Below are 25,771 nucleotides of genomic sequence, written 5' to 3'. Positions count from 1 at the left end.
TCGCCTCACATCCGGAAGACGCCGAAGCCCTCGGCGCCCTTGATCGGGGCATTGTGGATGGCGGACAACGCCATTCCCAACACCGTGCGGGTATCGCGCGGATCGATCACGCCGTCGTCGTAGAGCCGCCCGGACATGAACATCGGCAGCGATTCGGCCTCGATCTGCGCTTCCACCATGGCGCGCATACCGGCGTCGGCCTCTTCGTTGAACGGCATGCCCTTCGCCTCGGCCGCGGCCCGGCCGACGATGGAGATGACACCGGCCAGCTGGGCCCCACCCATGACCGCGGACTTCGCACTGGGCCAGGCGAAGACGAAGCGCGGGTCGTAGGCGCGCCCGCACATACCGTAGTGACCCGCGCCGTAGGAAGCACCCATGAGCAGCGAAATGTGCGGCACCTTCGAATTGGAGACCGCGTTGATCATCATCGCGCCGTGCTTGATGATGCCCTTCTGCTCGAACTCCTTACCGACCATGTAGCCGGTGGTGTTGTGCAGGAACAACAGTGGCGTGTTCTTCTGGTTCGCCAGCTGGATGAACTGGGTCGCCTTCTGCGACTCCTCGGAGAACAGCACACCGCGCGCGTTGGCGAGGATGCCGACCGGATAGCCGTGCAGTTCGGCCCAGCCGGTGACCAGGCTGCTGCCGTAGAGCGGCTTGAACTCGTCGAAATCGGAGCCGTCCACGATGCGGGCGATGACCTCGCGCGGGTCGAACGGGATTTTCAGATCCGACGGCACGATGCCGAGCAGCTCCTCGGCGTCATACCGCGGTTCGATGACCTCCGCGCGCGGCGCCGGGCCCTTCTTCTGCCAGTTGAGCCGCTTGACGATGGAGCGGCCGAGGCGAATCGCGTCCTGCTCGTCGGCGGCCAGATAGTCGGCGAGACCCGAGACCCGGGCGTGCATGTCGGCGCCGCCGAGGGATTCGTCGTCGGATTCCTCACCGGTGGCCATCTTCACCAGCGGCGGCCCGCCGAGGAACACCTTGGAGCGCTCCTTGATCATCACCGTGTAGTCCGACATGCCGGGAATGTAGGCGCCGCCCGCGGTCGAATTACCGAAAACCAAAGCGATGGTGGGGATTCCAGCCGCCGAGAGCCGGGTGAGGTCACGGAACATCCGCCCGCCCGGCACGAAAACTTCCTTCTGCGTGGGCAGGTCGGCGCCGCCGGATTCGACCAGGCCGATCACCGGCAGCCGGTTCTCCATCGCGATGTCGTTGATGCGCAGGTTCTTTCGCAGCGTCCACGGGTTGGACGTACCGCCGCGCACCGTGGGATCCGGTGCGACGATGACGCATTCCACGCCTTCCACGACGCCGATACCCGCGATGACGCTCGCGCCCACGTGGAAGTCGCTGCCCCACGCGGCGAGCGGGCACAGTTCCAGGAACGGCGAATCCTCGTCGATGAGCAATTCGATGCGCTCACGCGCGGTCAATTTGCCGCGCTTGCGATGCCGGGCCAGCTTCTCCGGGCCGCCGCCGGCGATCGCCTTGGCGGACTCCGCCTCGATCTCGGTGAGCTTGCCGCTCATGGCCTCCGCTGCCGCCGCGTACTCCGGCGACGCGCTGTCGAGTGTGCTGCGCAGTGTGCTCAAGACTGGTACCCCAATCGTTTCGCCGCCAACGCGGTCAGAATTTCGGTGGTGCCGCCGCCGATACCGAGAATCCGGATATCGCGGTATTGCCGTTCCACCTCGGACTCACGCATGTAGCCGAGACCGCCGAAGAGCTGCACCGCCTGATTCGCCACCCACTCGCCCGCTTCCACGGCGGTGTTCTTGGCGAAGCACACCTCCGCGATCAGGTCGGTTTCGCCGTCCGCCGCGCGCTCCACCACAGTGCGGGTGTAGACGCGGGCCACGTCGATCCGGCGCGCCATCTCGGTAACCGTGTTCTGCACGGACTGCCGGCTGATCAGCGGGCGGCCGAAGGTCTCCCGGTTGCGCACCCACTCCAGGGTCAGGTCCAGGCAGCGCTGCGCCTGCGCGTAAGCCTGCACGGCCAAGCCGACGCGCTCGCTGACGAACGCCCCGGCGATCTGGTAGAAACCCGAATTCTCCGGGCCGACAAGGTTTTCCACCGGCACCCGGACATCCACGTAGGACAATTCGGCGGTGTCGGAGGCCAGCCAGCCCATCTTCTCCAGCTTTCGGCTGACCGTGAATCCGGGCGTGCCCTTCTCCACCACCAGCAGCGAGATACCGCCGGAGCCGGGGCCGCCCGTGCGCACCGCGGTGACCACGAAGTCGGCGCGGACGCCGGAGGTGATGTAGGTCTTCGCGCCGTTGACGATGTAGTGGTCGCCGTCGCGGCGGGCCGTCGTGGTCAGATGGCCCACATCCGAACCGCCACCGGGCTCGGTGATGGCCAGCGAGCCGATCTTCTCCCCCGCCAGCGTCGGCCGGGCGAACCGCTCGATCAGATCCTCGTTGCCGGAGGCGATGATGTGCGGCACCGCGATCCCGCAGGTGAACAAGGAGGCGAACAGGCCGCCGGACGCACCCGCTTGGTGGATCTCCTCGCAGACGATCATCGCGTCGATGCCGTCACCGCCGGAACCGCCGACGGCCTCCGGGAACTGGATGCCCAGCAGGCCGAGCGCACCGGCCTTCTTGTGCAGCTCGCGCGGGATCTCGCCGTCGCGCTCCCAGGCGTCGAGGTGCGGGAGGATCTCCCGCTCGACGAAACCTCGGACGGTGGCGCGCAACTCGCGCCGCTCGGGCGCATTCCAGAGACGCCCACCACTGATCGAATCGCTGTGCGACGCAGTCATATTAGCTCCACGGGGATATCGACATGACGGGAGCGCAGCCATTCGCCGAGCCCCTTGGCCTGCGGATCGAAGCGCGCCTGATAGGCCACGCCCTTCCCGAGCAGGCCGGAAACAATGAAGTTGATCGCGCGCAGATTCGGCAGCACATGCCGGGTGACCGGCAGCGGCGCGGTTTCGGGCAGTAGTTCCTGCAGCCGTTCCACGGTCAGCGTATGCACCAGCCACCGCCACTGCGCGTCGGTCCGCACCCAGACGCCGATGTTCGCATCGCCGCCCTTGTCGCCGCTGCGCGCCAGCGCGATGGTGCCGAGCGGCACGCTGCGAGTTTCACTCACGGGCGGGGCAGGCGGCAGTGCCGGTTCCGGAACCGCTTCCAGCGCACGGATTTCCGTCGCCGGATCGATCCGGATCCGCGCGCCGGCCGGCAGCACGGCGATATGGGTGACCTCGGTGGCATCGACGAACCCGGGCGTGTACACCCCATAGGGCGAACCGTTGCCCGGCAGCGTGGTGAAACTGCATCCGGGGTAACTCGCCAGCGCGAGTTCGACGGCCACGCTGGAGAATGCCCGGCCGACCTTGTCCGGGTCCGGATCGCGCACGACGCAGCGCAGCAGCGCGCTGGCCTGTTCTTCGGTTTCGGCGTCGGGCCGGTCCACCCGGGCGAGCGTCCAGTTCAGCTCGGCCGGCCGCACCGGCAGCCAGGATTCCAATTGCCGTTGCGCCAGTTGGGCTTTCGCCTCGATATCGAGACCGGTGAGAACGAACTCCATCTCGTTGCGGAACCCGCCGAGGGTGTTCAGCGAGACCTTCAGCTGCGGCGGCGGCGGCTCACCGGTCACCCCGCTGATCAGCACCCGGTCCCGGGCTTCCTGGCGGAGCCGGATGCTGTCCAGGCGCGTCGTGACATCGGGTCCCGCGTAGCGCGGGCCCTGGATCTCGTACATGAGCTGCGCCTGCACCGTGTCCACGGTGACCGCGCCGCCGGTGCCCTCGTGCTTGGTGATGACGCTGCTGCCGTCGGCCCGGATCTCGGCGATCGGGAACCCGGGGCGGCCGAGGTCGGCGAGTTCGGTGAAGAACGCGAAGTTGCCGCCGGTGGCCTGGGTGCTGCACTCGATGACGTGACCGGCGGCCACGGCACCGGCGAGTCGGTCGTAATCGGTTCTGGCCCAGCCGAAGTGGGCCGCGGCGGGTCCGACGACCAGGGAGGCGTCGGTGACCCGGCCGGTGACCACGATGTCCGCGCCCGCGTTCAGGCACTCGACGATGCCCCACGCACCGAGGTAGGCGTTGGCCGTCAGTGGTGCGCCGAGCCCGAGCTCGCCGGCGCGGCCGAGCAGGTCGTCCCCCTCGACGTGCGCGATCTTCACGTCCAGCCCGAGGTCGGCGGCGACCTTGCGTAATTTCTCCGCCAGCCCCGCCGGGTTGAGGCCGCCCGCGTTGGCGACGATCTGCACATTGCGTTCCAGCGCCAGCGCGAGACAGTCCCGCACCTGGCGCACGAACGTCTTGGCATAGCCGAGGTCGGGGTCCTTCATCCGGTCCCGGCCCAGGATCAGCATGGTCAGCTCGGCGAGGTAATCACCGGTCAGCACATCGAGCTGCCCACCCTCGAGCATCTCGCGCATGGCGCCGAGCCGATCACCGTAGAACCCGGAACAGTTGCCGATCCGGATGACATCCGGGTCCGCGGCCAGATTTCCCATAGCGCCAGCATCACATTCGATCCAGAAAAAAGCAAGCACGCGTGCTTGTTAAATATCCGCGCAGGTGGGGGCATGGTTTTCCCCGGGCCACCCCTGCGCGGGGCAAGTCGGACGAACCCGGCAGAATCAGCACAATGTCGACCGACGTCTCCGTGATTCTGCTGCTCGCCCTGTCCGGGTTCCTGGCCGGCGGGGCCTACTCGCTGTGGAAAACCACCCGGCCCCTGGCCATCGCACTGGCGGTATGCGCCGTGCTCGCGGCAGGCGGCGCGATCGCCTGGGCCCTCGGTTAACTCTCGAACAAACGGTAGATACGCAGGTCTTCGGGCACACCGCTGAGCGGGGCCGCGAAAAAACTGCGGCGATACGGCTTCACCGTGAAGCCCAGTTCCGCCAGCGTCTCCGGCGCCAGCGACTGCAGTGTCGCCTCCGACAGCATGGTGTTGCCGTTGCCGCCAGCCTCCATCACCCGCGCCGCGATCGTGACATCCACACCCAGCCAGTCGCCGCCGATCTCCCGCGGCGAACCGGTGTGCAAACCGATCCGCATCTGCGGGCGATAGCCCTGCACGCTCACGTGCTCCAGATTGCGCTTGGCTTGCACGGCCGCCCGGACAGCGCGATCGGCCGAGGTGAACACGGCCATCACGCCGTCACCCATGCGTTTGACCACCTGACCGCCCCGGTCGGCGATCGGCGGCTCGATCGCCTTGGCGACACCGCGCAGCAGCTCCAAGGTGGCCTCGTCGCCCGCCGAGAGCGACCAGCGGGAGAACGCGACCAGATCGGTGAACATCACAGTTACTTCGGCGTTACCCTTCCCCCGGCCTACCCGCTCCAGCATGGCCTGCCAGACCTGCAGTGCGCCGAAGCCGATCTCGCGGGCCGCGCTGGGCGTATCGCCGACCAGTTTGTCCGCGGCGCGAGCCACCGCGCGCGGGCCGCCGGGACCCGAAACCGACAGCGGGTCACCGAAAGCCGGATCGCCGGGCAACTGCTCGCGGGCTTTACGCAGCATCCCGATGAAGTCGGGGCGCTGGTTCGCGGTGGTCATCAGCGTGGAGAACTGCGCACGGCGGAAGGCCGGCCCGCCGCGGCGGGGCGGCTTCGGCGCATCGGACGGCTCGAGCGGTATGACGACTTCAGGCGGAACTCCCCCATCGGCCTCCGGCTCCGGCACGGGTTCGGTACCGCCGGAAGGTGTATCCCTCACGCCCCGAGCGTAGCTCAGGAGATCTGCCATCGGCGGATTACTTGTACTCGCCCCGGGAACGGGCGGCGGACCACCCCATCGGGCCCCGACAGATAACTCACAAATTGCTGTGATCGAGATTACTGCCGACGCCGGACACACCACGGCCCGGTGGGGACGAATCCCGCACCGGGCCATAGTTGTCACACCGTCCCGCCGGGCAGTGGCAGGAGATGCGATCGGGGCACGCGGACCTCCCGACAAGGTCGCGGCCCCTACCCGAGTGGCGAGGGAGGCTACCCGGGTGGTCTTTGTCAGGCGTCGCGCTTGTTCACCGTGTACAGCGCCGCCCCGAAAACGATCGCGACGAACGCGGCGAAGTACAGCAGCCCACCCCACGGACCCCAGTGGAAGTGACTGACGGCGGTTTCACCACCCGAGCCGAGGAAGTGATTCGCGTTCGCGAACGGCAGGAACGGCGTCACATTCTTGGCGACCCACGGGATCGCGCCGAACAGGCCCTCGATCAGCAACGGCCACAGGATCAGCAGCGAGATCGCCGCCGCCGACTGACGCACCAGCACGCCGATGGCCACCGCGAGCACCACACACAGGAAGCCGTAGATCGGCACGCCGAACAGCGGCCGCCACGAATCCACGCCGGAAAGCTCGAGATTCGGCGCCAGTTCGGCCCGAGCCAGCACCTTGACCAGCACATAGGCCAGCGCCACCAGCACGCCGGTGAGCACCGCGCCGTAGACCGCGAGCAACCCGGCCTTGGTGCTGATCACCCGAGCGCGATGCGGGGTGGCCTGGAACGTGGTCCGGATGATCCCGAAGCGGTATTCGTTGGTCACCGCGAGCGCCGCCATGATCATCAGCACCATCACGCCGAATCCGGCGATACCGCTGGAAGCCATGGCCGGATTCAAGCCCGGCGCGTCGCCGCTGTTCTCGGTGCCGAAGGTGGCATTGGTGATCAGGGTGAACAGCACGGGCAGGCCCAAGCCGAGCGCGATGATGATCGCCGTGCACCACCACGGCGACCGGGTCGAGGTGAGTTTGATGCGTTCCGCTGTCAACACGCCCATCAGAGCGCACCTCCCATCACTTCGTCCAAGCCGGTGGCGTGGTATTCCACCGCACCGCCGGTCATCCGCATGAACGCCTCCTCCAGCGAAGCCCGCTGCGGCGACAACTCGTAGAGCGTGATCTCGTTGGCGGCGGCCAGCTTTCCGACCGCGTCACTGGTGACATCGACCGCGATCACCGCGTCCGAACCGTCCTCGCGCACCGTCATCCCGTTGGAGGTCAGCAGACTGCGCAGCTGATCCAGTTGCGGACTGCGCACGCGCACCGTCGATTCCGACGCCTTTTCGATGAATTCCTTGGTACTGGAATCGGAGATGAGCCGGCCGCGGCCGATCACCACCAGATGCTCGGCGGTCTGCGCCATTTCCGAGAGCAGATGGCTCGACACCAGCACGGTGCGACCCTCGGCGGCCAGGCGCTGCATGAAGCGGCGGATCCACAGGATGCCCTCCGGATCGAGACCGTTGACCGGCTCGTCGAACAGCAGTACCTGCGGATCGCCGAGCAGCGCGCCGGCCAGGCCGAGCCGCTGCGACATACCGAGCGAGAAACCGCCCGCGGCCTTGCCCGCGACCTCGGACAGGCCGACCAGCTTCAGCACGTCGTCGACCCGGGACGCCGGAATGTTGTTGGTCGCCGCCATCCAGCGCAGATGTGAACGCGCCGAACGGTTCGGATGCACCCATTTCGCGTCCAGCAGTGCGCCGACTTCACACAGCGGTGACCGCAGTTCGTGATACGGCTTGCCGTTGATCAGCGCCGTGCCCGCGGTGGGCTGGTCCAAGCCCAAGATCATCCGCATGGTGGTGGATTTACCAGCGCCGTTGGGTCCGAGGAAGCCGGTCACCTGTCCTGGCTGGACGGTGAACGAGAGATCCTGAACCGCGACGGTCTGGCCATAGTGTTTGGTCAGGCCCCTCAGTTCGATCATGCCGCTCAGCATTCCGTAAAAACGGCGCGGATGCGTCAGCACAAGGTGCCGAGTCGCCTCATCCTCGAGGATGAGAAATACCCGGAGGTGCGGTTATCGGGATGGGGAAGAAGCCTGAGCCCAGAACCGCTTCGGGATCCGGCCCGCGTGCCGGGCCCCGTATCCGGCGCGCACGGCGTCGGCCATGGCGGCCGCCATCAGCGCCGGCTGCTGGGCGCGGGTCACCGCGGTGGCGAGCAACACGGCCGAACAGCCGAGCTCCATGGCCAGGGCGGCGTCGCTGGCGGTGCCGATACCCGCGTCCAGGATGACGGGCACGCCCGCCGCGGCCACGATCATCTCGATATTGTGCGGATTGCCGATGCCCAGCCCGGTGCCGATCGGCGAACCCAGCGGCATCACCGCGACGCAGCCCGCGTCCTCCAACCGGCGCGCGAGGACCGGGTCGTCGTTCGTGTAGGGCAGCACGGTGAAACCGTCGTCGACCAATTGCTCTGCGGCGGCCAGCAATTCGAGCGGATCCGGGAGCAGGGTGCGCTCGTCGAAGACCACTTCCAGTTTCACCCAGTTGGTGTCGAGGGCCTCGCGGGCCAGCTGCGCGGTGAGCACGGCCTCCGCGGCGGTGCGGCAACCCGCGGTGTTCGGCAGCGGCATGATGTCCAGGCGCTTCAGCAAGTCCAGCACGCCCGTGCCGCCCGCCGCGTCCACCCGGCGCATGGCGACCGTGGTCAGTTCGGTGCCGGAGGCCCGCAGCGCTTCCTCGAGCACCGAAAGGCTTTCCGCGCCACCGGTGCCCATGATCAGACGGGAGCCGAACTCGCGGTCCGCAATGCGTAAGGGTGCCATGTCAGCCACCTTGCACCGCCGTGAGCACCTCGATATTCCAGCCGCGCCCGACCGGCTCGTCCCAGCGCGATTTCGGGAAGACAGCACCGTCGACAGCCAGGGCGACACCCTGACACGGCAGCTCGAGCCGCCGCAAAAGCTCACGCACCGTGAGCGTTTCGGCGAACTCGTGGTCCTGCCCGTTCACGGTGACGCCGATCGGGACCGAGGTGGCGGTCATCGAATTCCTCCTAGAGATGACGAGACAGACGCGGTGGGCGTCGTGAAGCGCCGCGGATCAGCGGATCGCGCGTCCGGCAGCGGAGAACCGGCGAGCTCGCCCAGCACCGCGTCGACGGTGAGCGGGGTGGTGAGCATGCCGTTGCGGCCGTGGCCGGTGGCGACCACGATCCGGTCGGTGAGCCTGCCGATCAGCGGCAGATTGTCCGGGGTGCCGGGGCGCGAACCCGCGATCGCCTCGGCCAGTTCGTATTCGGCGATGCCGGGCAGGATCGCCTCGGCGTCGGCGATCAGGTCACGGACACCGCCGACAGTGACGGTGGTGTCGAAACCGGCCTCGTATTGTGTTGCGCCGACGACGATTCCGTCATCGCGCGGGACCAGGTAGACCGCCCGGCCGTGCACCCGGGCGCGGATCACCCGGCGCGGTGCGGGCGTCGCGCCCGGCCGGTGCCGCAAACGCAAGATCTCCCCTTTGACCGGACGGACCGGCAGGTCGGGTCTGAGCCCGGCCGAGGCAGCCCCGGCGGCCAGCACGACCTGATCGGCGTCGAGCCGATCCAGATCCGCCACGGCTTCGGCACGAACCTGGACCCCGGCGGCGACGCAGGCTTTCCGCAGTCCGTCGAGTAACCGGCGGTTGTCCACAGCGGGTTCCGCGGTGGCGAGCAGACCGGCACGCACCGTGCGGGCCAGTGCGGGTTCCAGCGCGCGCACCCCGGCGCGGTCCAACACCTGGAGGTCGTGACCGTGGCCCCCGACCCAGGCGGCGATAGTGCGCAGGTCGGCGGCATCGGCGGCATCGAGCGCGACGGTCAGCGTCTCGTCGGCGACGAAAACCGCCACACCGGACAGCTGCTCCAGCCGGGCCGCGAATTCCGGCCAGCGCGCCAAGGACGCCGCGCCGAATTCCAGCACCCGCTCCTCCCCGGGCCAGCCCTCGGACAACGGTGCCAGCATGCCGCCCGCCACCCAGGAAGCCCCGGAACCGATCGCCGGATCGAACAGAGTGACCGACCACCCCGCCTCAGCCGCCCGCCAAGCCACCCCCAACCCGACAGCACCACCCCCGACAACACCCAGCGTGCTCATCGCCATCCGCGATCACGCAAGTCCGGTGCGGCCAACTCGGTGGCCTGTCGCCGCCCACGCCCATCAGGGGTGAGTGCAGACAACTCGGCGGAATCCTGACGCCATCCACAATCACCGAAGGTCGGTGCGGACGATCCGGTGGCAACCTGTCGCCACCCACACCCATCGGGGGCAGGTGCAGACAACCCGGCGGCATCCCGTCGCCATCCACAATCACCGAGGGCGGGTGCGAACCACTTGGAGGCGTCCTGTCGCCGACCCCGCATACCGTTCACCGCTTTCCTCGCCTTTTTCAACCCCCACCCGTTCGCATACCAACGGTAGCGCGGCTACCGTCGGAGTCGTGCAACCCTCCCAGCAGAAAAGATCACTTTCCCCCAGGGAACGGCTCGCTACGGCACGGCTGTATCTGTGCACCGACGCACGCCGGGAAAAAGGGGATCTGGCCAAGTTCGCGGACGCGGCGCTGGCGGGCGGAGTCGACATCATCCAGCTCCGGGACAAGGGTTCGCCGGGTGAGGCGAAGTACGGGCCGCTCGAGGCCAAGGCCGAGCTCGGCGCGCTGGCCGAACTGAAGGCCGCCGCCCGCCGGCACGGCGCGCTGTTCGCGGTGAACGATCGCGCCGATATCGCGTTGGCCGCCGGAGCCGACGTCCTGCACCTGGGCCAGGGCGACCTGCCGCCCTGGTACGCGCGCCGGATCCTCGGCCCCGACGTGGTGATCGGGCGGTCCACACACAACCGGGCGCAGGCCGGACTGGCCGCGATCGACGAGCACATCGACTACTTCTGCACCGGCCCGGTGTGGGCGACCCCGACCAAGCCGGGGCGCACCCCGTCCAGCATCGACCTGATCCGCTCCACCGCCGACGCGCATCCGACCCGGCCGTGGTTCGCGATCGGCGGCATCGATGCGACGCGCATCCCGGAATTGCTGGCAGCGGGCGCCGACCGGATCGTCGTCGTGCGTGCCATCACCGATGCCCGCGACCCCGAAGCCGCCGCCCGTGAACTGAAAGCGGCGCTGCTCACCAACGCGTGAACACAAAAAAGGTGTGCGGGCTCGAAGCCCGCACACCTTTGGTGTCAGCTGCCGCGGATCACGGCCGGCCGGTGGCGAACGCGATCACCGCGTCGAGGAACTCCTGACCGCCGGTGACGTACCCGCCGATCAGCACGCCGGCCGGGATGGTGACCAGCCACAGGAACGGGAAGAACGCTCCGATGACGCCGCCGATGATCATGCCGGTCTTGTTCTTCTCGACCTGCTCCATGAGCCGGTCGTAGGAGCTGATGTCCTTCAACCGCGCCACGTCACCGAGTTGCGCGGTGTCCTCCGGCGTCATGGACGCGGTCAGTTTCAGGCTGCGGCCGTCGACGCCGATCTCCTGCGCGACCGCGATCGGCCGCCCCGCCAGCTCGGAACGCAGCGGCACCTGGTCCACCGTCGCGCCGTCGTCGGCCTTCAGCAGCACGGACGCACCGTCGGCCGCGAGTTCGAACCGCCCCTTGTCCAGGGCCATGGTGATCAGCTTCTCAGCCGGGGAAACCGTTGTGCGGTAGTTGATTCCCTGCACAACGCCCGCGGTCGCGTTCCCCGGTGCGGTTACCGCCGGCGCTTCCGTGGCCACCCCCGGCTGCCCGTTGGCCGTCGCCGCCGTAATCCCCACCGCGGTGATCGCCATAAAAACGGCAGCCGTGATCTTCCCGAACTTCATTCTTGAATCCCCTTCGCTGCACGCCCCTGATGAGCGCGCCGCGAACAACCTAAAACGGCGCGAAAAGCATTGCCACACAAGGGGTCCGTTGTCATCCCACCGCAATATTTGCTGATTGATGCCTACGTCAGTAGTTGACCCCGGGTGAGCGCCAGGACGGCGTTCGCCAAATGCTCGGCTTGCGCCTCGTCCCGGGCGGTCGCGGGAACCGCGGCGTCGACGATGCGCGCGTGCGCGCCCGGCCCGTCCGGTTCGGCGTGCAGCCAGTAGAAACCTTGCTCGGCCAGGTCGACCGTGCGCGGCAGGGCGGCCGCGACCTGGCGGGCGTCATCGCTGTCGGGCAGCTCGTCGAGGCAGACGCGGGCGGGAGCGGCCCGCAGACCAGGCCAGGCCAGGGCGAACGCGGGGTGCAGCGGGTGCGCGTCGACCTCGGCCTCCGGCACCCACGCCAGGGCGGTGCTCTCCTTGTTCCGGCTGGTCGGCAAGGTCATGACGGCGTCGGCGACGACCGTGGTGTAGGTCCAGCCGCTGACCGCCGACGTGGTCACGCGTTCGCTGCGCACCCGCACGTCGGCGGGGTTGATGCCCGCTTCCTCCCACGCCTCGCGGACCGCGGCGTGCACCGGGGTCTCGTGACTGTCGCGGGCGCCGCCGGGCAGCGCCCAGGTGCCGCCCTGATGGCTCCACGGCGCGCGATGCTGCAGCAGCACCGCCGAACCGCCACCGGGCAGCGGGGCCCGCAGCAGCAGCCCGGCCGCGCCGAAACGGCCCCAGTGCCGAACGCCGCTGGGGTCTTTGGCCCACCCGTCTCCGTCACCACGCATTGCCAACCATCCTCGTCCCGCCGTGGGTGCAGACTGGCTTTCCAGGGGTGTTTCACATCCACGGCACCGGTAAGCCCACAATAAACTGCGACGCAGCCGCACAGGGAAGCGCGGACCCGGAGGTGGAGATGGCTCGGACGGAGCAGTTGTCCGTGCGTAGACAGCTTCGCGGTGTCCCCGTCGCCAAGGTCCGCGAACAGCTCGACCCGGCCAATGTGCGGTCGTTCGCGCAATCCTCGCCGGGCCGGCTCATCGCGTTCGGTCTGCTGCTGATCGCGCTGTGCCTGGCGGCGGGGTGGGTCACCGCGGGCACGGTCAGCGACCGCCAGCACGCCCTGGACATCCTGCTCGACGACACCGAACCGGACGCGCATTCCGCGCACCGGCTCTACACCTCGCTCTCGATCGCCGACGCCGCGGCGGCGACGGCGTTCATCGCGGGCGGGCTCGAACCGGAGGCGGTGCGCGACCGGTATTCGCAGGCCGTGGGCGAGGCCGCCGCGGAACTGGTCACCCAGTCCGGGCAAGCCGTCGGCCACTCCTCCCCCGATCATCGGCTGCGCACCGGCATCGCGACGGGACTGCCGATCTACAGCGGGTTGATCGAGACCGCGCGCACCAACAACCGCATCGGATACCCGGTCGGCGCGGCATATTTGAGCGAAGCGTCGAACCAGATGCAGACCACACTGCTGCCGATGGCACAGGAACTCCAGGGCCACCGCTCCGACGCGGTCGACGCGGCGCAAAGCCGGCACGTGCGGCCGCCGTGGGCGGCCATCGCGCTGCTGATCGTGACGCTGGGCGCGCTGGGCTGGGCGCAGCGGGATCTGGCGCGGCGCTGGCGGCGCACCTTGAACGCGGGCCTGCTGCTGGCCAGCGGGTCGGTGCTGATCCTGCTGGCCTGGACCGTCGCCGCCGGTTCCATTTCCGCCGCGGCGGTGATCCAGGGCCGGGACGAAGGCGCGCTGCCCGCCGCCCGGCTCACCGAAACCCGGATCCTGGCCCAGCAGGCCAGGGCCGCCGAAACCCTGAAGCTGGTCAACCGCGACGCGACCGGCGACTACGACCGCACCTACAACACCGGTATGACCCGCATGACCGAATTGCTCGCCGGTTACCCGAAGGACGCGCCCGCCGCCGACCACCTCGCGGAAGCCCGTGCCGCACTGGATCGTTGGCGCGCGGCCCACCAGCGCATGAACGAGACCCTGGATCGCGGTGACTTCACCGGAGCCGCCGTGGTGGCCACCGGGCCGGGCGCCGCGGACGCCGCCGCCCAGGTCGAAGCGCTCGACCGCGCCCTGCAGCAGGGTCTGGACCGGACCCGTAGCGCGTTGCGCGGCAATATCTCCCAGGCCGCCCGGGTGCTCGACTTCCTCGCGCCCGGCGCGATGGCGCTGGGCATCGCCGCGGCCGTCTCGGTGGGACTGGGCCTGTGGCCCCGACTACGGGAGTACCGATGAGAACCCGCTGCGCCCTGCTCGCCGCCCTGCTGTCGGCCACCGCGCTGCTCAGCGGCTGCGTCAGCGATGCCGACACCAGCCCGCCCAGCCGGACCAGCGACTTCGGCGAACCGCCGCTGCCCGCCAAAGCCGTTCCGGTGCAGACCGATACGCCCGTCGCACCGGAGAACGGCCAGAACTGCGGTGACCCCACCGCCAGTCTGCGACCGGACGGCGGCCGCGGCGCGACCGTGGACAAGATTCGCGCACGCGGGCGGCTGGTCGTCGGATTGGACACCGGCAGTAACCTTTTCAGCTTCCGCGATCCGCTCACCGGCAACGTCGTCGGTTTCGACGCCGATATCGCCCGCGAGGTCGCCAAGGATCTGCTCGGCAGCCCCGAGCTCATCGAATTCCGCACCCTCAGTTCCGCCGATCGGGAGCGGGCACTGCAGGACCACACCGTCGACCTGGTGGTCAAAACCATGACGATCACTTGCGAGCGCCGGCAGAAGGTCGACTTCTCCACCACCTACCTGCGGGCCAATCAGCGGGTGCTGACGATGAAGAACTCCGGCATCACCGGCCTGTCCGACCTGGCGGGCAAGCGGGTGTGCGTGGTCACCGGCACCACCTCGCTGGATCGCATCCGCCGCGAACAGCCCGCCGCCACCATTCTTTCCGTGCCCACCTGGGCCGACTGCCTGGTCGTGCTGCAACAGCGGCAGGTGGACGCGGTCAGCACCGACGATTCGATCCTGGCCGGGCTGGCCGCGCAGGATCCCTACACCGAGGTGGTCGGCGCGAGCATCAGCGTCGAGCCCTACGGCATCGGAATACCCAAGGGCGCAGAGGATTTGGTGCGCTTCGTGAACGGCACCCTGGACCGGGTCCGCGGCGACGGCACCTGGGAGCGGCTCTACCACCGATGGCTCACCGGGCTCGGCCCCTCACCCGGCCCGCCGGCCCCGAGTTATCAGGACTGAGCCGATGAACGCCGACGAGTCCGACCACGAAAGCACCCAGCCGATCTACGCCGGGTTCTGGACCCCGCCCCGGAAACCGGAGCAGAACGAGGAATTCGACCCGACTGTCGCGGTGCCGCTGACCCCGCCGGAACCCGAGCTACCCGGCACCATGGCCGCCGCGCTCGCCGACACCGGCAGCCGTCCCGACTCCGGTGCGAGTTCCGGTGCGGCGCATCGGACCTCGGGGCGCAGCGTGCGCACGGCGCGATCGCGACCGGCGGTCCGGCGACTCGGCGCGGGCCTGGTGCCGATCCCGAACGTGCCGCCCGCCGACCCGCTCGCGGCCGTACTCACCGATCCCGTTGTCGCCGAGGCGAAACGGTTCTGCTGGCGCTGCGGTAATCCGGTCGGCCGGGCCACCGGGGTACGCGCGGCCAGTACCACGGGTGTCTGTGAAACCTGCGACGCCCCTTACGATTTCCGGCCCTCGCTGCATCCCGGCGATATGGTCTCCAACCAGTACGAGATCCAGGGGTGTCTGGCGCACGGCGGCCTCGGCTGGATCTACCTCGCCATCGACCGCAATGTCAGCGACCGCTGGGTGGTGCTCAAGGGCCTGCTGCACGCGGGGGACGCGGAGGCGCAGGCGGTGGCCGTCGCCGAACGCCAATTCCTCGCCGAGGTAGCGCATCCCAGCATCGTCAAGATTCACAACTTCGTCGAACATCCGGGACCGGACGGCGACCCGATCGGCTACATCGTGATGGAGTACGTGGGCGGACGCTCGCTGCGCACCATCCTCGACTCCTATCTGCGTCCGGAGCGGATGCCGGTCGCCGAGGCCATCGCCTATGTGCTGGAAGTGCTTCCCGCCCTGGAATATCTGCATTCCATCGGGCTCACCTACAACGACCTGAAGCCCGACAACATCATGATCACCGAGGACCAGGTGAAACTGATCGACCTCGGTGCCGTCGCCACCATCGAGGCGTACGGAAACCTGTACGGCACCAGGGGATTCCAAGCCCCCGAGATCGCCAAGACCGGCCCGACGGTGGCCTCGGACATCTATACCGTCGGGCGTACCCTGGCCGTGCTCACCCTGAACATGCCGATGGAGCAGGGGCGCTACGCCGAGGGCATCCCGGATCCCGCCGACCATCCGGTGCTGGCACGCTACGAGTTCTTCCACCGGCTGCTGCTGTGCGCCACCGAACCCGATCCGGCACTCCGTTTTCCGTCTGCCCGCGCCATGTACGCGCAGTTGGCCGGGGTGCTGCGGGAAATCCTGGCGTTGGACACGGGCGTGGAACATCCCCAGTTGTCCACAGTGTTCAGTCCACAGCGTGCCAGTTTCGGCACCGAGGAGGTACTCAGTCAGACCGACGCCTACGCCGACGGCATCGGTCGCAGCAAGCTGCTGCAGGCGCGCGATATCGCGGCGGCCCTGCCTATTCCGGTGATCGACCCCGCCGACCCGTCGGCTCCGCTGCTCGCCGCGGCCATGCAGCCCGACCCGCGCCAAGCACTGGAGTCTTTGCAGGAGGCGCGCGAGCGGGCCACCGGCGATCCCGGAAACGCGCCGGAGACAGTGGGATTGGAGCTGACGCTGGCCGAGGCCCGAGCCCGGCTCGATCTCGGCGAATCGGCCGCGGTGCGGCACCTGCTTCGTCAACTGCCGCCCGGGGACTGGCGCGTCGACTGGTATCTCGGGCGCACCGAGCTGGTGGAACAGAACTACGAGCAGGCTTTCGGGCACTTCGACGCGGTACTGCGGCAGCTGCCCGGCGAGATCGCGCCGAAACTCGCGCTCGCCGCCACCGCGGAACTGGTACTGCACCATTGGGATTCGACCGAGCCGGAGCAGTGGCGCGCCTACGCCGAACGGATGTACGCCACGGTGTGGCGCACCGATCGCGCGGTGATCAGCGCCGCGTTCGGCCTGGCCCGGCAGCTGGCCGAAGCGGGGCGGGTCGAGGAGGCGGTACGTGCCCTCGACGAAGTCCCCGCCACCTCACGGGGTTACACCACCGCCCGGATGACCGCAGTGGTCCTGCTGCTCACCGCCGCACCCGTCGCCGAGTTGGACGAGGACACCCTGCATATCGCGGCCTCCCGGGTGCAAGCCGTGCCGACCGGCGAACGCCGTGCGGTACAGCTGCGAGTCATGGTCCTCGGTGCGGCCCTGGCCTGGTTGCAGGCGGGCAACCGCCCGAGACTGCCCGACGCCACCCTGTTCGGCGCACCGTTCACCGAACGCGATCTGCGCGACGGCACCGAGGCGGGCCTGCGCACGCTGGCCCGTTCCGCGCCGGGGCGCGGCCATCGCTACGCCCTGGTCGACCTGGCCAATACGATTCGCGCCAAATCCTGGTTCTGACAAGTTAAAGCCCGGCCGGGGAAGGCTCCGGCCGGGCGCGGACCGGGTCGTTTGCAGTCGGCACCGCGGGTCACCGGCCACCGCTGCCGCACCGGGGGCAGCCGGGGCGGCGTCGGGGCGCGGCGAGGGAAGCGGCATCCCGAGGAGTGCGGTGGTCGGTGCGAATTCCGGCGGTGCCGGGCGAACTCGATCCGCCATTGATAATGCCGTGCGAATCATGAGGAATCCGTGAGGTTTCCTTGGAGTCTCCTGGGAATGCGTCCTAGGAGACGACCAGACCGTGCGCGGCGCGGGCGATGGCCAGCTCCTCGTTGGTGGGCACCACCAGCACCGCGACCTCCGCACCGTCCGGCGAAATACGCCTGGCGGCACGATTTTCGGCGGTATTGCGGCCTGGGTCGACCCGAATACCGAAGTGCTCCAGCCCGGCCAGTGCGTCGGCGCGCACCTGCGGACTGTTCTCCCCCACGCCAGCGGTGAAAGTGATGGCGTCGACCCGCCCCAACCCGACGAGATACGCGCCGAGGTAGCGGCGCAGCCGATGGATGTAGACGTCGTAGGCCAGTCGAGCAGCCCTGGCGCCACTGTCGATCAGACGCTGTAGCTCCCGGAAATCGTTGACCCCGGACAGCCCCTTGATCCCGGAGTCGCGGTTCAGCAACTTGTCGACGCCGTCGACGTCGAGCTGCGCCGAACGCATCAGATGCAGCAGGATGCCCGGGTCGATATCACCGCCGCGGGTACCCATGACGAGGCCTTCGAGCGGGGTCAGGCCCATGGTGGTGTCGATCGGCCGGCCGCCCCGCACCGCCGAGGCCGAGGCACCGTTGCCCAGATGGAACACGATCTGATTCACCTCGGCCGGATCCCGGCCGAGCACCTCGGCCACCCGGCCGGAGACGTACTCGTGCGAGGTGCCGTGGAAGCCGTAGCGCCGGATGCCGTACTTCGCCGCGACTTCCGCATCGATGGCGTAGGTCTTGGCGGCATCGGGCAGGCCGTGGAAGAACGCGGTGTCGAACACGGCGACCTGCGGCACATCGGGCAGAAGTTCACGGGTGCTCTCGATGCCGGTGACGTTCGCCGGATTGTGCAGGGGCGCGAGCTCGGAAAGGGCGGCGATGGCGGCGACCACCTCATCGGTGATCAGCGTCGGCCGGTAGAAAACCTCACCACCGTGCACCACCCGATGCCCGACCGCGCACAGCCCGGCGCCGGCCAGGTCGAAGCCGGTCTCGGCGAACTTCTCGAAGACCAGTTGCAGCCCGGCCTTGTGATCGGCGATCGGCCCGTGGTGCTCGACGACCTGGTCACCGGCCTTGTGCTCGATCGCGCCGTCGGCCTCCCCGATCCGCTCGACCAGGCCGGCGGCGGCCACGGCACCCGAGCTCGGGTCCACCAGTTGGTATTTGATCGAGGATGACCCCGAATTGAGTACCAGCACAAGATCTTTCGCCTGGCCGGACATTATGCCTCCTGCGTCGATGGTCACTGCCCCTGCGCCTGGATCGCGGTAATGGCGACGGTGTTCACGATGTCGGCGACCAGCGCGCCGCGGGACAGATCGTTGACCGGCTTGCGCAGGCCCTGCAGCACCGGACCGATCGCGATGGCACCGGCGCTGCGCTGCACCGCTTTATAGGTGTTGTTGCCGGTATTGAGGTCGGGGAAGACGAAAACCGTGGCCCGCCCGGCCACCTCGGAATCCGGGAGCTTGGTATCGGCGACCGTCGGCTCGATCGCGGCGTCGTATTGAATCGGCCCTTCCACCAGCAAATCCGGTTCGCGCTCGCGCACCAGCTTGGTGGCCACGCGCACCTTGTCCACGTCGGCGCCGCTGCCCGATTCGCCGGTGGAGTAGGACAGCATGGCGATGCGCGGGTCGATACCGAACTGGGCCGCGGTGCGCGCCGAGGAGATCGCGATATCGGCGAGTTGCTCGGAACTCGGATCCGGGACCACCGCGCAGTCGCCGTAGGCCAGCACCCGGTCGGACAGGCACATCAGGAAGACGCTCGACACGGTGGCTACGCCGGGCACCGTCTTGATGATCTCGAAGGACGGGCGGATGGTGTGCGCCGTAGTGTGCGCGGCGCCCGAGACCATGCCGTCGGCAATGCCCTTGTAGACCATCATGGTGCCGAAATAGGAGATGTCCGCCATGGTTTCCCGGGCCCGCTCGATCGTCATGCCCTTGTGCTTGCGCAGCTCGGTGTACTCGGCCGCGAACTCCTCCAGATATCCGGAGGTGCGCGGATCCAGCACCTGCGCGTCACCGATGTCGACGCCGAGTTCGGTGGCGCGGGCCCGGATGCTCGTCTCGTCGCCGAGAATGACCAGATCGGCGATCTTGCGCTGCAATACCCGGCCGGCCGCGCGCAGGATGCGGTCGTCGGTGCCCTCAGGCAGCACGATGCGCTTGCGGTTGCCGCGCGCCTGCTCGATCAGCTGGTACTCGAACATCTGCGGGGTGACCACCGTGGTGCGCTGAACCCTGATGCGCCGCAACAATTCCGGCGCGTCGACATGGTCCTCCATCAGCGCCAGCGCGGTGTCGACCTTGCGCGGATTGCCCGCCGCCATCCGGCCCCGGGTGTGGTGCACCGCGTTGGCGGTGTCGTAGGTGCCCAGCTCGGTGGTGAGGATCGGCAGCCGGGGCTTCAGGCCCGCCATCAATCGGGCCACCGCCGGATGCGGCAACATAGCGCCGTTCATGATGATGCCCGCCAGCGACGGAAAACCCTCCGCCTCATGGGCATTCACCAGACTCAGCAAAACTTCGGAGCGGTCGCCGGGGGCGATCACCACGACACCGTCGGTGAGCCGCTCCAGAATGTGTTCGGCCGTCATGCCGCCGACCATCACCGACAGCGCCTCACGCTGCAGCAATTCCGGATCACCGCTGTACATCTCGCCGTCGATCGCGGTGCACAGTTCCGCCATGGTCGGGGCGATGAGCAGCGGCACCTCCGGCAAGGTCCACGACGGCACATTGCTGAAAACCTGCAGCACCGTGGCGATCTCGGCGAGCTGATCCGGCTCGCAGCGGTTGGCGACGATCGCCGCCAATTGCGCGTGCTCGGTGGCCAATTCGCTGGCGCACAGCTCCGCGAGCTGGCGCACCTCGTCCGGCGTGCGCTCGGCGCCGCGCACCACCAGCAGCACCGGCGCGCCGAGGTTCACCGCGATCCGGGCGTTGAACCGCAGCTCGCTGGGGCTGGCCACGTCGGTGTAGTCGGTGCCGACCACCACGACCGCGTCACACACCTTGGCTACCTCGTGGAAGCGCATCACGATCTCGCTGATCGCGGCATCCGGATCGGCGTGCACCTGCTCGTAGGTGACGCCCACGGCCTGCTCGTAATCGATATCGGCGGTGCTGTGCTCGAGCAGCAACTCCAGGATGTAATCCGGCTCGGTGGTGGAACGGGTGATCGGCCGGAAGACGCCGACCCGGGCAGTGGTGGCGCACAGCATCTGCAGCACGCCCAAGGCCACCGTCGACTTACCGGTGTCGCCCTCCGGCGAGGCGATGTACACGGTGGACGGGTCTTTATCGGCCATGATCAGAAGCTTAGTGAATCGGCGGCAATTGCAGCCGTTGGCGAGACAGTCATCACCGAATGGGATAACCCGCCCAGGCCGATATAGTCGCCCCCATGGTGGAGGAGTTCCCGGACCGGCAATGGGGTTCGCGCACGAATGTTCTTTCGCGAGCCGCGAATCGGTTTGCCGCGACCAGACCCGGGTCCTGGTTCATCCGCACAATCACGCCGTTGGACCGCGCCGTTCTGGCGCGCACGAACGCGAAGTACACCGTGCTCGGCCCGATCGGCGCACCCGTCATCCTGCTCACCACCATCGGCCGGAAATCCGGTCAGCCGCGCACCCAGCCCTTGCTGTACGTGCACGACGGCGATGTCCTCTATGTCATCGGCAGCAACTTCGGCCAGGCGAAGCACCCGGCCTGGACCGCCAATCTGCTGGCCGACCCGGCGGCCACCGTCGCGATCGCGGGCGAGCGCATCCCGGTGACCGCCACGCTCGTCCCCCAAGCCGACCAGGAGCGCGTGTTCGCCCGCTTCGTCGAGGTCACCGGCGCCTACGCCGCCTATCGCGACCGCACCAGTCGTGACCTGCGCATATTCTCCCTGCGCCGGGCCTAGCGCACTGCGTCGGGATTGACCTTGACGTAGCGTCAATTCCTAGGGTCGAGGCATGACCATCACCGTTCTCGACACCTATTCGGACATGCGGCGAATCCTGCGCGCACCGGTCGCGGATCGGGCCGAACTGCTGCGCTCGATGCTCGAGCCCGTCAAGGACATGTACCGCTATTTCCCCGGCGAGGTGGACCTGGTCGCCCTGCACCACATGGGCTCCGGCTTTCCGCTCGACCGCGACGAGCAGCGCTGCCTCGACGCGCTGGAGACGCTGGCCGCGGCCGACGCCTGGACCCGGATCCAGCGCGCCCTCGACGACGCGCTGGACGTGCAACTCGCCGCGACCCCGGACATCCATGTCCCCGACATCACCGTGCTGTTCGTGCTCGGCGATCCGGGCGACGCGCATTTCATGGGTCCCTGTCTCGGCATGACCGGCAACGGCAGCATGCCCGGCTTCATCCTGCTCACGCTGTGGCCGTTCGCGGAGAACGTGGAACGGTTGGCGGCCGGCGCCGTGCACGAGCTCAACCACAATCTGCGCTACAGCCCGGGTGGAGTGGTGTGGAACCCGGCGACGGTGACCGTGGGCGAGCACGTGGTGTCCGAGGGACTGGCCGACGCGTTCGCCCGGCAGCTCTACGGCGACGAACTCGGATACGCCCGGATCGGCGTGCCCGTGCTGCACGATGACGCGGTCTTCGCCAAAGTCGTTACCGGCCTGGACGTTACCGGCATGCAGAACTTCACCGCCTGGGTGCACGGCGATGCCAGCGCCCAGCGCTACGGCGCGACCCCGGTGGGATTGCCGACCGGGGCGGGTTACGCCGCGGGGAACCGGCTGGTCGACGCGTACCTGGCGGCGTCGGGCCGGACGGCCGCCCAGGCTCTGCACGCCGACAGCGCCGAGGTCATCAGGATGGCACTGCGGAATCAGTGATTGACAGTATTCTGTCAAATATGACAGGATACTGTCATGACCACGAAGACAGTCCACGCCGCCGTTTACGACACCCTCGCCGACTGGGAGATCGGCGCCGCCACCGCGCACATCAACAATCCGGAATGGCAGAGTGCCCCGGGAACCTTCGAGGTACGCACGGTCGGCCTGACCACCGATCCGATCACCACCAAGGGCGGCATGCGGATCGTGCCCGACCGCGCGCTGGCCGATCTGACGCCCGCCGAGAGCGCCATGCTCATCCTCCCGGGTGCCGACACCTGGATGAGCGAGGAGTTGGTTCCCTTCGCACGCAAGGCGCGCGAGTTCGTCGAATCGGGGGTACCGGTCGCGGCGATCTGCGGCGCCACCTTCGGCCTCGCCAAGGAGGGCTTGCTCGACAGCCGCAAGCACACCAGCAACGTCGCGGAATTCCTTGTCTACAGCGGGTATTCAGGCGCCGGCCACTATGTCGAGCAACCTGCGGTGACAGACGGCGACGTGGTCACCGCCTCTGGTACCGCGCCGTTCGAGTTCGCCCGCGAGGTGCTCGGCGTGCTGGGCATCTACGAACCGCACATCCTCGACGCCTGGTATCGGCTCTTCGCGCACAGCGACCCCGCCGCCTACGCCGAACTCGACGCGTACGAACAGGCGAAAACCCAGGCATGATGACCCCGGAGCAGGAGCTCTTCAGTACGGCGGCGATCACGTCCTTTCGCCTCAACGGCCAATTCCTGGCCATCGCAGAGGAATTGGCCGCGCCCGCCGGGCTGACCGCGGCCTGGTGGCAGGTGCTCGGCGCGGTACTGCGCGAGCCACTGCCGGTGTCGGGCATCGCGCGTGCGATGGGCATTACTCGGCAGAGTGTGCAGCGCGTCGCGGATCTGCTGGTGGACAAGGGACTTGCCGAATACCGTCCGAACCCGGCGCACCGGCGCGCCAAGCTGGTCGACATCACCGCCGCGGGCCGGGCCGCGGTCGAGCGCATCAACCCGCGCCACGCCGTACTCGCGGACCGGCTGGTCGGCGAGCTGGGCTACGCGGAGTTCGCGCGCACGGTCGAGGCGCTGGCCAGGCTCGCGGACGTCCTCGACAAACTGGCGGACAAGCCCTAGCTGAACGGTTTGTCGGTCCGGCCGACCAGATCCGCTACCGAATCCACCACCGTGGTCGGCCGGTAAGGAAAGCCCTCCACCGAAGCCCGGGTCGAAATACCCGTGGTCACCAGAATCGTGCGCATACCCGCCTCCAGCCCGGAGATGACATCGGTGTCCATCCGGTCGCCGATCATCACCGTCGACTGCGAATGCGCGCCGATCCGCCGCAGCGCCGACCGCATCATCAACGGATTCGGTTTACCGACGTAATACGGGTCCTTACCGGTCGCGCGGGTGATCAGCGCCGCCACCGAACCCGTCGCGGGCAGCAGTCCGTCCCGGGACGGACCGGTGGCGTCGGGGTTGGTCGCGATGAATCGAGCGCCCTTCTCCACCAGCCGGATCGCGGTGGTTATCGCCTCGAAGGAGTAGGTGCGGGTTTCGCCGAGCACCACGTAATCCGGATCGCTGTCGGTGAGCACGTAGCCGATCTCGTGCAACGCCGTGGTCAGGCCAGATTCGCCGACCACGTAGGCGGTGCCGTTCGGGCGCTGATCGTTGAGGAAGGTGGCGGTGGCCAGCGCCGAGGTCCAGATCGCTTCCTCGGGAATGTCGAGGCCGGTCTGGCGCAGCCGAGCCTGCAGGTCACGCGGGGTGCGGATGGAATTGTTGGTGAGCACCAGGAACGGCGTGTTGTTCGCGCGCAGTTCGGCCAGGAACTCGTCGGCGCCGGGGATCAACTGATCCTCGTGTACCAGCACCCCATCCATATCGGTGAGGTAGGACAGAATCGGTTCGTTGTCTGGGGTCACGAGTCAATTATCGGCTAATCCCGCGGAATGCGCGTCGTCGAGACCCTCCGCACACGAGCGGCCTCGGCTGACTATCGTCGGAGCAATGGGTGATCTGAAGCTCGGATACAAAGCGTCGGCCGAACAGTTCGGGCCGCGCGAACTGGTAGAAATCGCGGTGCTCGCCGAGGAGCACGGCCTCGACAGCGCCACCGTCAGCGACCACTTCCAACCGTGGCGGCACAAGGGCGGGCACGCGCCGTTCTCGCTGGCCTGGATGGCGGCGGTCGGGGAACGCACCAAGCGCATCCAGCTCGGCACCTCGGTGCTCACCCCGACCTTCCGGTACAACCCCGCGGTCATCGCCCAGGCCTTCGCCACCATGGGCTGTCTGTACCCGGACCGGATCATGCTCGGCGTCGGCACCGGCGAGGCGCTGAACGAGATCGCCACCGGTTACACCGGTGAGTGGCCGGAGTTCAAGGAGCGGTTCGGCCGCCTGCGCGAGGCCGTCGACCTGATGCGCGCGCTGTGGAGCGGTGACCGCACCGACTTCGAGGGTCAGTACTACAAGACCGTCGGCGCCTCCATCTACGACGTGCCCAAGGGCGGCATCCCGATCTACGTCGCCGCCGGCGGCCCGCTGGTCGCCCGGTACGCGGGCCGCGCGGGCGACGGCTTCATCTGCACCTCGGGCAAGGGCATGGAGCTCTACACCGAGAAGCTGATGCCCGCCGTCGCCGAGGGCGCCGCCAAGGCCGGCCGCACCGTCGAGGACATCGACCGGATGATCGAGATCAAGATCTCCTACGACACCGATCCCGAACTGGCACTGGAGAACACGCGTTTCTGGGCTCCCCTCTCCCTCACCCCGGAGCAGAAGCACTCCATCACCGACCCGATCGAAATGGAGACCGCCGCCGACGCCCTGCCCATCGAGCAGATCGCCAAGCGCTGGATCGTCGCCAGCGACCCCGACCAAGCCGTCGACCTGATCAAGCCCTACCTGGACGCGGGCCTGAACCACCTGGTCTTCCACGCCCCCGGCCACGACCAGCGCCGCTTCCTGGACCTGTTCCAGCGCGACCTAGCTCCCCGCCTGCGCGCACTGGGCTAGGACTTCACAGCCCCAAAGTGAAGTTATCCACACCCCCCGAGTTATCCACATTTGGTGGATCGGGGGGTGTTTTCCGCTCCGGCCACGGCCAAGCTTGGCGAAGAACCGAACGCCCTCGGGGCCTTGTCCGCGCTTGTACGATCAGTGGAAGGAATCTCGACACCATGGCCGATCTCGAAGACCGAGTAGCAACCCTGGAGGCTCAGATGGAAATCCAAGGCGCACGAGATTCCGCAACACTGACCATGATCGGCGGCAAGCTGTTCAAGCTGGACACAAAGCTCGATCAAGTTCAAGAAGCCATCACGAATCTCGCGCTGAAGCACGAGGAGTTGAGTAACTCCCACGCGAGGCTGAACACCACCGTCGGGGGGTTGAACACCAAGGTCGATGACGGCTTCGCGCACGTCGACACCAAGATGGACGAGATTCTGCGGCGACTTCCGCCGCGGCCGTAGCCGA

General features: G+C 68.1%; 25 protein-coding genes. 11 read left to right on the top strand and 14 right to left on the bottom strand.

Going from position 1 to position 25,771, the window contains the following annotated elements:
* Window positions 1–5 precede the first annotated feature (5 nt).
* Genes BJ987_RS07520 through BJ987_RS07510 form a run of 3 tightly spaced genes read right to left on the bottom strand, consistent with a single transcriptional unit; the run spans window position 6 to window position 4,491 of the window.
* Window positions 6–1,604: an acyl-CoA carboxylase subunit beta gene (locus tag BJ987_RS07520; RefSeq protein WP_209886045.1), complete on the bottom strand. Its 1,599-nt coding sequence runs from the start codon at window positions 1,602–1,604 to the stop codon at window positions 6–8.
* A complete protein-coding gene (locus tag BJ987_RS07515) occupies window positions 1,601–2,782 on the bottom strand; it encodes an acyl-CoA dehydrogenase family protein (protein ID WP_209886042.1) in 1,182 nt (393 codons plus the stop codon). The genes BJ987_RS07520 and BJ987_RS07515 overlap by 4 nt, the downstream gene beginning before the upstream one ends.
* Entirely contained in the window at window positions 2,779–4,491 is a 1,713-nt protein-coding gene (locus BJ987_RS07510; RefSeq protein ID WP_209886039.1) for an acyclic terpene utilization AtuA family protein, read from the bottom strand. Before BJ987_RS07510 ends, BJ987_RS07515 begins: the two co-directional genes overlap by 4 nt.
* Window positions 4,492–4,625: 134 nt before the next feature.
* Here BJ987_RS07510 and BJ987_RS07505 point away from each other — a divergent pair, with 134 nt between their 5' ends.
* Window positions 4,626–4,784 carry a CG2302 family histidine operon protein gene (locus tag BJ987_RS07505; RefSeq protein ID WP_209886036.1) on the top strand — a complete coding sequence of 53 codons (159 nt, stop codon included), beginning with the start codon at window positions 4,626–4,628 and terminating at the stop codon, window positions 4,782–4,784.
* Here the strand turns inward: BJ987_RS07505 and BJ987_RS07500 are convergent.
* The 6 genes from BJ987_RS07500 to thiO form a co-directional block, all read right to left on the bottom strand.
* The gene (locus BJ987_RS07500) at window positions 4,781–5,704 is read right to left on the bottom strand and encodes an adenylate/guanylate cyclase domain-containing protein (RefSeq protein ID WP_372446847.1); all 924 of its coding nucleotides are present in this window, start codon (window positions 5,702–5,704) and stop codon (window positions 4,781–4,783) included. The genes BJ987_RS07505 and BJ987_RS07500 overlap by 4 nt on opposite strands.
* 293 nt (window positions 5,705–5,997) lie before the next feature.
* Window positions 5,998–6,774, bottom strand: coding sequence for an ABC transporter permease (locus tag BJ987_RS07495; protein WP_209886033.1), 777 nt, complete (start codon window positions 6,772–6,774; stop codon window positions 5,998–6,000).
* Complete coding sequence (locus BJ987_RS07490) at window positions 6,774–7,706, bottom strand: ABC transporter ATP-binding protein (RefSeq protein WP_209886029.1); 933 nt, start codon at window positions 7,704–7,706, stop codon at window positions 6,774–6,776. The genes BJ987_RS07495 and BJ987_RS07490 overlap by 1 nt, the downstream gene beginning before the upstream one ends.
* A gap of 93 nt (window positions 7,707–7,799) precedes the next feature.
* A complete protein-coding gene (locus BJ987_RS07485; RefSeq protein WP_245365861.1) occupies window positions 7,800–8,552 on the bottom strand; it encodes a thiazole synthase in 753 nt (250 codons plus the stop codon).
* A gap of 1 nt (window position 8,553) precedes the next feature.
* On the bottom strand, window positions 8,554–8,772 hold the full coding sequence (gene thiS / locus BJ987_RS07480) for a sulfur carrier protein ThiS (protein WP_209886021.1): 219 nt from the start codon (window positions 8,770–8,772) through the stop codon (window positions 8,554–8,556).
* Entirely contained in the window at window positions 8,769–9,863 is a 1,095-nt protein-coding gene (gene thiO / locus BJ987_RS07475; protein WP_209886019.1) for a glycine oxidase ThiO, read from the bottom strand. Before thiO ends, thiS begins: the two co-directional genes overlap by 4 nt.
* A 343-nt stretch (window positions 9,864–10,206) precedes the next feature.
* Between thiO and thiE the strand changes: the two genes are divergently transcribed.
* Window positions 10,207–10,905: a thiamine phosphate synthase gene (gene thiE, locus BJ987_RS07470; RefSeq protein ID WP_209886016.1), complete on the top strand. Its 699-nt coding sequence runs from the start codon at window positions 10,207–10,209 to the stop codon at window positions 10,903–10,905.
* Between the two features lie 58 nt (window positions 10,906–10,963).
* On the opposite strand, the gene BJ987_RS07465 is transcribed toward thiE, so the two are convergent.
* Window positions 10,964–11,581 (bottom strand): DUF8020 domain-containing protein, encoded by a 618-nt coding sequence (locus BJ987_RS07465; RefSeq protein WP_209886012.1) that lies wholly within the window; start codon window positions 11,579–11,581, stop codon window positions 10,964–10,966.
* Between the two features lie 122 nt (window positions 11,582–11,703).
* Window positions 11,704–12,405 (bottom strand): NUDIX hydrolase, encoded by a 702-nt coding sequence (locus tag BJ987_RS07460; protein ID WP_209886009.1) that lies wholly within the window; start codon window positions 12,403–12,405, stop codon window positions 11,704–11,706.
* 152 nt (window positions 12,406–12,557) lie between these two features.
* Here BJ987_RS07460 and BJ987_RS07455 point away from each other — a divergent pair, with 152 nt between their 5' ends.
* Genes BJ987_RS07455 through BJ987_RS07445 form a run of 3 tightly spaced genes read left to right on the top strand, consistent with a single transcriptional unit; the run spans window position 12,558 to window position 17,198 of the window.
* Window positions 12,558–13,871 (top strand): GlnX family signal transduction membrane protein, encoded by a 1,314-nt coding sequence (locus BJ987_RS07455; RefSeq protein WP_307869528.1) that lies wholly within the window; start codon window positions 12,558–12,560, stop codon window positions 13,869–13,871.
* Window positions 13,868–14,836, top strand: a complete 969-nt coding sequence (locus BJ987_RS07450) for a glutamate ABC transporter substrate-binding protein (RefSeq protein WP_209886003.1) — start codon at window positions 13,868–13,870, stop codon at window positions 14,834–14,836. Before BJ987_RS07455 ends, BJ987_RS07450 begins: the two co-directional genes overlap by 4 nt.
* A 4-nt stretch (window positions 14,837–14,840) precedes the next feature.
* Window positions 14,841–17,198: a serine/threonine-protein kinase PknG gene (locus tag BJ987_RS07445; protein ID WP_245365860.1), complete on the top strand. Its 2,358-nt coding sequence runs from the start codon at window positions 14,841–14,843 to the stop codon at window positions 17,196–17,198.
* A 262-nt stretch (window positions 17,199–17,460) separates the two neighbouring features.
* On the opposite strand, the gene BJ987_RS07440 is transcribed toward BJ987_RS07445, so the two are convergent.
* Both BJ987_RS07440 and pta read right to left on the bottom strand, forming a co-directional pair.
* Window positions 17,461–18,666 carry an acetate kinase gene (locus tag BJ987_RS07440; protein ID WP_209886000.1) on the bottom strand — a complete coding sequence of 402 codons (1,206 nt, stop codon included), beginning with the start codon at window positions 18,664–18,666 and terminating at the stop codon, window positions 17,461–17,463.
* A gap of 20 nt (window positions 18,667–18,686) precedes the next feature.
* On the bottom strand, window positions 18,687–20,762 hold the full coding sequence (pta, locus tag BJ987_RS07435) for a phosphate acetyltransferase (protein WP_209885997.1): 2,076 nt from the start codon (window positions 20,760–20,762) through the stop codon (window positions 18,687–18,689).
* A gap of 95 nt (window positions 20,763–20,857) precedes the next feature.
* On the opposite strand from pta, the gene BJ987_RS07430 reads away from it, so the two are divergent.
* From BJ987_RS07430 to BJ987_RS07415, 4 genes are read left to right on the top strand one after another with little or no spacing between them, the layout of a single operon-like run.
* Complete coding sequence (locus BJ987_RS07430; RefSeq protein ID WP_209885993.1) at window positions 20,858–21,364, top strand: nitroreductase/quinone reductase family protein; 507 nt, start codon at window positions 20,858–20,860, stop codon at window positions 21,362–21,364.
* A 52-nt stretch (window positions 21,365–21,416) separates the two neighbouring features.
* Window positions 21,417–22,301 (top strand): DUF2268 domain-containing putative Zn-dependent protease, encoded by an 885-nt coding sequence (locus tag BJ987_RS07425; RefSeq protein WP_245365859.1) that lies wholly within the window; start codon window positions 21,417–21,419, stop codon window positions 22,299–22,301.
* A gap of 36 nt (window positions 22,302–22,337) precedes the next feature.
* A complete protein-coding gene (locus BJ987_RS07420; protein WP_209885989.1) occupies window positions 22,338–22,973 on the top strand; it encodes a type 1 glutamine amidotransferase family protein in 636 nt (211 codons plus the stop codon).
* Entirely contained in the window at window positions 22,973–23,419 is a 447-nt protein-coding gene (locus BJ987_RS07415) for a MarR family winged helix-turn-helix transcriptional regulator (RefSeq protein WP_209897987.1), read from the top strand. The genes BJ987_RS07420 and BJ987_RS07415 overlap by 1 nt, the downstream gene beginning before the upstream one ends.
* Here BJ987_RS07415 and BJ987_RS07410 read toward each other — a convergent pair.
* Entirely contained in the window at window positions 23,416–24,171 is a 756-nt protein-coding gene (locus BJ987_RS07410) for an HAD-IIA family hydrolase (RefSeq protein WP_245366648.1), read from the bottom strand. The two genes, BJ987_RS07415 and BJ987_RS07410, sit on opposite strands and share 4 nt — an antisense overlap.
* A 127-nt stretch (window positions 24,172–24,298) precedes the next feature.
* Here BJ987_RS07410 and fgd point away from each other — a divergent pair, with 127 nt between their 5' ends.
* On the top strand, window positions 24,299–25,309 hold the full coding sequence (gene fgd, locus BJ987_RS07405) for a glucose-6-phosphate dehydrogenase (coenzyme-F420) (RefSeq protein WP_209885983.1): 1,011 nt from the start codon (window positions 24,299–24,301) through the stop codon (window positions 25,307–25,309).
* A gap of 164 nt (window positions 25,310–25,473) precedes the next feature.
* Entirely contained in the window at window positions 25,474–25,767 is a 294-nt protein-coding gene (locus BJ987_RS07400; RefSeq protein WP_209885980.1) for a hypothetical protein, read from the top strand.
* The last annotated feature ends 4 nt before the right edge of the window (window positions 25,768–25,771 follow it).

This window comes from Nocardia goodfellowii (assembly GCF_017875645.1).
Classification (GTDB): Bacteria; Actinomycetota; Actinomycetes; order Mycobacteriales; family Mycobacteriaceae; genus Nocardia; species Nocardia goodfellowii.
This window is presented reverse-complemented; position numbering and strand designations above follow the sequence as displayed.